General features: G+C 41.6%; 6 protein-coding genes. 4 read left to right on the forward strand and 2 right to left on the reverse strand.

What is annotated here, in order from left to right:
• The coding region (locus RM049_RS38905) for a transposase (protein ID WP_322708064.1) at nucleotides 1–964 on the reverse strand (964 nt) is incomplete at its 3' end.
• A 275-nt stretch (nucleotides 965–1,239) separates the two neighbouring features.
• Between RM049_RS38905 and RM049_RS38910 the strand changes: the two genes are divergently transcribed.
• The gene (locus RM049_RS38910) at nucleotides 1,240–1,734 is read left to right on the forward strand and encodes an organic hydroperoxide resistance protein (protein ID WP_322708065.1); all 495 of its coding nucleotides are present in this window, start codon (nucleotides 1,240–1,242) and stop codon (nucleotides 1,732–1,734) included.
• A 345-nt stretch (nucleotides 1,735–2,079) separates the two neighbouring features.
• Here RM049_RS38910 and RM049_RS38915 read toward each other — a convergent pair whose 3' ends face one another.
• The gene (locus RM049_RS38915) at nucleotides 2,080–3,735 is read right to left on the reverse strand and encodes a hypothetical protein (RefSeq protein WP_322708066.1); all 1,656 of its coding nucleotides are present in this window, start codon (nucleotides 3,733–3,735) and stop codon (nucleotides 2,080–2,082) included.
• A gap of 665 nt (nucleotides 3,736–4,400) precedes the next feature.
• Here RM049_RS38915 and RM049_RS38920 point away from each other — a divergent pair.
• From RM049_RS38920 to RM049_RS38930, 3 genes are all read left to right on the forward strand, one after another.
• On the forward strand, nucleotides 4,401–5,540 hold the full coding sequence (locus tag RM049_RS38920; protein WP_322708067.1) for a tetraprenyl-beta-curcumene synthase family protein: 1,140 nt from the start codon (nucleotides 4,401–4,403) through the stop codon (nucleotides 5,538–5,540).
• A 205-nt stretch (nucleotides 5,541–5,745) separates the two neighbouring features.
• On the forward strand, nucleotides 5,746–6,861 hold the full coding sequence (locus tag RM049_RS38925; RefSeq protein WP_322708068.1) for an FAD-dependent oxidoreductase: 1,116 nt from the start codon (nucleotides 5,746–5,748) through the stop codon (nucleotides 6,859–6,861).
• Between the two features lie 53 nt (nucleotides 6,862–6,914).
• Nucleotides 6,915–7,154, forward strand: coding sequence for a hypothetical protein (locus RM049_RS38930; RefSeq protein WP_322708069.1), 240 nt, complete (start codon nucleotides 6,915–6,917; stop codon nucleotides 7,152–7,154).
• The last annotated feature ends 30 nt before the right edge of the window (nucleotides 7,155–7,184 follow it).

Here is a 7,184-nt window from a genome sequence, read left to right on the forward strand (position 1 = left end):
AAACGGTCACATTCTTGTATTTCCTTGGCTTCAGCTTCTTTGTCACCCCTTCAGCCAAAATAACTACATTCAGTATCTGGGCAAATTCTTTGTGCAGTAAACCAGCTTGGTAAGTATCGGTTTGGATATCCTCTTCAATAATACTTTGACGCAAATATTCATCAGAAATATTACGCCAGTCCAGTTTATCTCCGTATTTCCGGCGTGAACGATGATTGGGGTCAGGATTTTGGTAAGGTATGTATAATGCTGAATCGTGGCGTAACTTGGAAATTATATGCAAGTTTACCTGTCGAGCCATCTGCAAAGCATTATTGTTTCCAAAATGACCATCTAAAACTAAATAAGTCAGGGGTATCAAGTTAGCTATTAACTTGAGTAACTCATTAATCATCTTCTTAATTCTTAGTAATTCAGATGTAAGAACTACCTCTGTTTTATTCTTGTTCTTGCTTCCTTTTGGCCGTCCACGCTTACGTTTCTCTTTCTTGTTTATTTCTGGGGTTGGTGATGGGTTACTTTTTTCTACATTGCTCTTTATCACCTGTTCTATCCCAATTGGAAATGAGTGCCTTTGCTCAATACTTATTAATGACAATGTGAAGAAAGATATTCCTGATATAGGTTTGCTGATCAGACTGGAAAAGAACCTATCCAACCCATAAGTTTCTTTACCTGCCTTACTAACTACAACTTCATCTCCTGCAAGCAAATATACCTCATTCGCACGGAACAAATGCTTGCGGAAAAATAACCAAAACAATGTAGCCCAAGGTATTACTGTATGAAAAAATCGCAACATCGTCCGATAACTACCACCAATGCCTGCCCAACGGGACATTCCTAACATCGTGACTCGTCCGCTCATCGCTAACATAGCCAGAATTATTTGGTTAAATTGCCGCATGGTTGTCGCGTTGATCTGTGGTAGCAGGCATTGCAGGAGTGATAAGATATCGGGCATGGGCTGCTTGTAGTGTTTGAGTTGTCGTTGTGAGAGACAATAACTCTACTACGGCAGCCCTATCTCTTCAAAGTTTGCGATCGCACCCAACCTTGGAAATTTATGCGAAGACAATAACTCTATTACACTGGCTCTCTCTTCATCCTCTTATTTTGGCTAAGGTATTGAATATAGAATCGATTTGACTTAGCGTTATCTGTGGACAAACGCAAGGTAGGGTAGCCCAATAAACTTTTAGGTTACTGGAATGAGCCTCTACTGATCAAGGAGGATTGATGAATCCCAATACAAAAGAACTGATGCAACAACTAGGGCAACAGTACGAAGGTGCTGTGATGAAGCCCTTGTATACGGCTGTGGTCACTGTAACCCCAGGGCAAGAAGGACATGCACGGATGTCGGGTCATGCTCGTAGTGACGATGGCTTACTCGACTTGAACCTTGCTTTTCCGACTAAACTTGGTGGACACGGGCAAGGAACCAATCCAGAGCAACTTTTTGCAGCAGGTTATGCAGCCTGCTTTCATGGAACACTGGCTTTGGTTTCAACAAAAGCAGGTATTGATGCTTCAACTGTCACGGTTACATGTGCTGTAACCATTGGCAGAGATCCAGGCGATGGTGGATACATACTGTCTGCAAAATTAACTGTTGCTCTTCCTGGAGAAGACCGAGAGAAATCTGAACAGGTGGTTGCTCAAGCATACAAGCTCTGTCCCTACTCGAAAGCTATTCATGGCAATGTTGATGTGGAGGTGACGGTAGCTTGAATCATCTGGACATTATGACTGTTGATAGTCAAAACTGTCCAGTTCGTGGATGATTACTATGCGGTATATGAAGACATCTGGGATTACTTGGAATTTTAGATTAAAGCACCCACTTATGTGTGAATACTCTTTTCTTATCTCAGACTGTTACTGGGCACATCTATTGCTCTGGCTACCCCACTGTTCAAAGCAATAACGCCAAAAACAACTCCCCGACCATCGTTATAGTCTGCTTGATAAAAGTTAGGGAATGCCCCCACGTAACCATTCCTGCCTGCCCAATCGTTAATTGCGTGGAATCTTTCTTCATTGTTCTTGGATTACCTAATTCAGACATCGGCACATCTATTGAGAACAAGAGCTTTTTTCATTAGGCTGTTTCATAAAAATCTGGCGATAAGCGTTGCAATCTTGGGCAAAAACCATGCCATTCGACCACTGATTGTCGCCATCCAGGGTGTTAATAAACCCCAGCATGACATTCGGCTGTTGGAGACGCGCAGAACTTCCCAGATCGCTCAGTAGACGATTCACTTCACTTTGACTCAGCAGAATCAGTTTGCTCATAAGGATCGTGTTGTAGGTTGCAGGCACCACATTGGGATTAAAGTATTCGCTGGGGTTGGTGTAGCCCGTATCGTTGATCTTCAGGTAATCGGCGTTGAAGCGTTGCAAGCTGGTATTTTCGCCGGCTCCACTACCCAATACCTGATTGAAGTATTGGTCTGGGCTTGTAAGGTATTCCTTCAGTTCCTGCTTGGTCATACCGATCGCAGACTTTAGCAACGTATTCAGCAGGTCTTCCTTCAGTTTACGGATCGGTTCGAGAAGAAAGTTTGGTGTAATTGCGTCGATAATATCGCTGACTACACCAACAGTCAGACCGACAAAATCAGGAGCTCCTGACATTGACAGCAAATGATCCGTGACATATCGCTGCAACACATTTTCCGCTTGTTGCGTGTCTGCCGATCGACCGGGGTTAAAAAACAGTGCCTTTGCCACCTCATGGCTAACCTCAGGCCAAGCCCGAAGACCACTGTCAATGTCATCCTGCCATGCTTCTTTGTAGGTGACTTGAATCCCATTAGCGGCGACGTAGGCCGCTTTTTCAGCTAGGATGGCCACTCGGCTACAACTAAAGTCCAAGGGGCGACAGGCGTTGGCGCGGCGATCATAGTCCGCTTTTTTGGCATAGTAAGCATCGATATCGCGCTGGAGATTAGCCCGCAAGGTCGAATAAATCCGAGGAATGGAAAACTCTGTGCCATTACCTCCAGATCGCAGTAGCTGACTATCCAGAGATGTTCCCGGTCGAGCATCGACCATGTTTTGGTAAATAAAGTCGTCAACACCACTAATGCTGACATTAAAAAAATTGGCATCCAGGGCACTGGCATCTATACGTTTATCAATATAGCCCTCTAGAACGATATGCTTCACTGCATTGGCAGGCCCTGCGGGTGGCGTGATGGCAAAGGAGCCGCCCGATAAATTATTGACAAAGGTATGACCGTACATATCCCCAGCCGCATGGGTAAGGTAGCCCACCGTAAACGCCCGAACTGCTGCGGTATTAGTGACGTTTGCGCGGTTCCATAGATAGGTCAGCCAAGCATCCGACCCCCCGGTAATTCCCGTATCTGACGAGGATGGGTGTATCACTTGCTGCCCAGTTAAGATGTCGGGATAGGCATCGGGTCCCAAAATTCCAGCACGGTATTGGGGGGCATGGCTGCGGAGGGCGGCAAGAATGCTGGGATCGACTTGGTAGGTACCGACTTCTCCAATAATTTGCCCATTATCATAGTTCACCCGAGGAATCGTAACTTTGCCGTCCTCTAAGGCATCATCAAGAGCCTGTTTACCAAGGTAGACATGGGTGGTTGGCTTCCAAGCCCAAGCTTCCGTAGGATGCGATATCAAACCAAGGGAAATGATAAGTAGGCTCGGACTACCCACTTTTAGCCAGTGCCAGAGAGAATAAAGTGTCGATAGCATGGTGATCGGGGTGTTGCTGAATTAACAGATGATTCGAGGTAATTTGCGATCTATTTAACTATTAAGTTATGAGCGAACACTCTTAAGATTACTGTCTACTTTCCTAAAAAATGAGCGAGCTTATTTATACTTAACCTTCGCGAATTGCTGATGGTGAGCCTTACTGGAATGGGTATTTGGGGCAGTGGCTCTCTTTGGGTTAACTTTATTGACGGGTGTACGTCTGTGGTGTGCGATTGGCTATGCGCTGTGTAGATCATGTACAGTACGTCGAAACAATGACGACTAGAAGCAGAGTACTGGCAACAGATTGCCAGCGCAAACCCATAACCGATAGCAATAGCAGTAATGGCCTGAGTGGAGATATTTACAACAACATGAAATCATCACGCCAATAAAAACCAGAATAACCCTCGTCCTTATCTGTCTCACATCTCTAACTTAGGTGGATAGAGGCAATTACTCTTTTCGATTTTTATCACTTCTAGGGAAATCATTAGCTTCGAGCAAGCCAATTTTCCCACAAATTACTATTCATAACTTATTAAGTATGTCTAATTATACATAGTATTTTAATCCAACCTGTTTCAAAGGATAGGTAAATTTTAAGTTTTTAAAGTTTACTGTAAAAAACAGCTAATGATTAATCTTGATAAAAAAGAATAATGCTCATAACTCAGGATCATAATCATAATAAAAACATCAAAGATTTTCTCTCAAAAGCTTTGGCATTGCAAGTTCCATCTAGTTCTGCCATGCTGATGCTGAGAATCTATTATGATGTTATTCCACGAGTTCATAAACATTTAGAATTCTGGAAGAAAAAAGCTGAACTAATTCCTAATCCCGAATTACGTAAACAGGCTTTACTAAGTATAAAAACTAAAGATTTCCACTGTGAAGGTGGTTCTATCTATGGATTACTTGCCAAACAAGAAATTGAGCAAATAATCTGCTTTATTGTTGCTTATCAAACAATTAGCGATTATTTAGATAACCTATGCGATCGCAGTACTTCCTTAGAACCGAAAGATTTTCGTACTCTCCATCAAGCTTGTTTAGATGCTTTGACACCTAGCGCTAAATGCATTAATTACTACCAATTTCGTCAAGAGCAAGACGATGGCGGCTATCTGATGGAATTAGTAAAAACTTGTCAAAATGTATTAAAAGAGCTACCGTCCTATCACGTAATTGCCCCTAGTTTATATCATCTGGCTGATTATTATTGTGATTTACAAGTTCATAAACACGTTCAAGTTAACGAGCGGGTTCCTCGCTTAGAAGCATGGTTTGAAAGACATCGTAACCAAATTCCTCAAATGAAGTGGTATGAATTTTCAGCTTCTACTGGCTCAACATTAGGAATTTTTTGCCTTGTAGCTTATGCAAGCGATCCAGATTGCTCCGAGGAATTAGCTACAAAAGTTAAAACCAGCTACTTTCCTTGGGTTCAGGGGCTTCATATCCTACTTGACTATTTTATCGACCAAGAAGAAGACCGCATAGGTGGGGATTTAAACTTCTGTGCTTACTATAATAATGGGCAAGAAATAAGCGAACGATTTGCTTATTTTCTTAAACAGGCTGATCGAGCTGTTTCTCGTTTACCACATAAGCAGTTTCATCGAATGATTAATCGAGCTTTATTAGGTGTTTATCTGGCTGATGAAAAAGTTAACGAACAGAAAAACATTAAAAAAACTGCAAAGAAAATTCTCCGTTCATGTGGCGGTTCATCACTCTTTTTTATGTGGAATATTATGATTATGGCTCGGATTCGGTATCAAAAAATCTTAGTATAAGTAGTCTGATGTACTAAAAAATATAACTAACTAGATATTAGTTATAAAGAAGCAAGCATATCCATCATCTGAAAGTCCAATATAAGCTTGTTATTTATTACTTTTCTAAAAAATAAGAAAGCAATTCATGAGTTTGTAAAACTGTTAGCATCCTTTTAAACTATGTTCATGGATAAAGACAAATTCTAATAAGGATGATTTAATAATGTCTAAAATTGTAGTCCTTGGGGCAGGGCCAGCAGGGTGTTCCGCAGGTTATCACTTGGCCAAAAGCGGACATCAAGTCATGCTTATAGATAAAGACTGTTTTCCCAGAGATAAGATTTGTGGAGATGGAGTCAGCCTTGGAGCGGTTCAAGCATTATCCACGATGGGAATATATCCACAGGACATCAAACGTTTAGCCTCTGAGTACGCTCAAATCGATGGGTTTCTGCTCGGAGTTTCAAACGACATTAGCCATCTGTGCCCCACTGACCTTAAAGGCTATTGCATACCTAGATTTATATTCGACAATCTTCTTTATGAAAAAGCAATCAATGCAGGGTGTGTAGCTAAAACGCAGAGGATTAGCGATATTCAACGCTATCACCAAGAACTTTATAGTGATTTTGATTACATAATTGATGCACGCGGTGTATATGCAGGAGAAGGCAATGCGATCGCAATTAGAGCTTACTGGAATATAAAAGTCGCAGATTTTCCAAAAACCTATCTCTCAAAAGCTCAAATTTACTTTGATAAAACTCTTGGGGTTAATGGATATGGTTGGATATTTCCCGTAGCGGTAGACTCAGAATTAGTCAAGCTCAATGTTGGTGTGGGAGTATGGATAGATGAATATCAAAAGAACAACACAAACATTATTCGGCTTTTCAATGAATTTGTGCAGCGTAATCAGGCTACAAAAGAACTTTTAAGTTTAGTAGTTAGTCAGCAAAAACCTAAAGCTTATCCCTTAGCTACCGCAAAACTAGCTAACACCGTCAGTTATGGCAAAGTTTTTAAAATTGGTGATGCTGCAAATTTGACAGATCCTTTGACTGGTGAAGGGATCGCAAATGCTATTCTCAGCGGCTTATACGTGACCCAAGCGATTAATATGAGTACTAGCCCAGAATTAGCATCTGAAAATTGGCAGCGTCTTTATCAACTGTACTTTGAGCCAGACCTCAATGCTGGTTTACAGATAAAGTCTTTTAGGAAATTCTCATTTATAAATAAGTTATTAATCTGGCTGATGAATAGGAATAAGCCATTGGCAGAGCAGGTAACTTACACATTTGCGGGCTTAATTCCTTATAAAAGGCTACTTCCGTAATTCATATTCTGTTAGACAGTACAAACTCAAACATCCCTTAATAGGTAGGGCTATTGACACGGAATCTCTTGACAATTCCCCAAACATTTACCCAAGTAGAAGATCCTCTTGTCCTTAGATGGAAGGGGTTACACCTGAAGCTGCGTTTTAGACTCGACAGTGCTGGTCAGTTCTACAGTGAGTTAGTCTCCCAAGTTAGCGAGGCTGTTGGCGTTGCTAATGGTGAGCCTTACTGGAATGGGTATTTAGGGCAGTGGCTATTCTTTGGGTTACAGCTATTTTCAGGTAATTGAACCACAAACTAAGTTAGACTGAAGAAATAA

Source organism: Nostoc sp. DedQUE04, from assembly GCF_034530995.1.
Classification (GTDB): domain Bacteria; phylum Cyanobacteriota; class Cyanobacteriia; order Cyanobacteriales; family Nostocaceae; genus Nostoc.

Coding starts and splice junctions, on each gene's coding strand:
- RM049_RS38920 (WP_322708067.1), top strand. CDS start 4,401: ATGCTCATAACTCAGGATCATAATCATAATAAAAACATCAAAGATTTT.
- RM049_RS38925 (WP_322708068.1), top strand. CDS start 5,746: ATGTCTAAAATTGTAGTCCTTGGGGCAGGGCCAGCAGGGTGTTCCGCA.
- RM049_RS38915 (WP_322708066.1), bottom strand. CDS start 3,735: ATGCTATCGACACTTTATTCTCTCTGGCACTGGCTAAAAGTGGGTAGT.
- RM049_RS38910 (WP_322708065.1), top strand. CDS start 1,240: ATGAATCCCAATACAAAAGAACTGATGCAACAACTAGGGCAACAGTAC.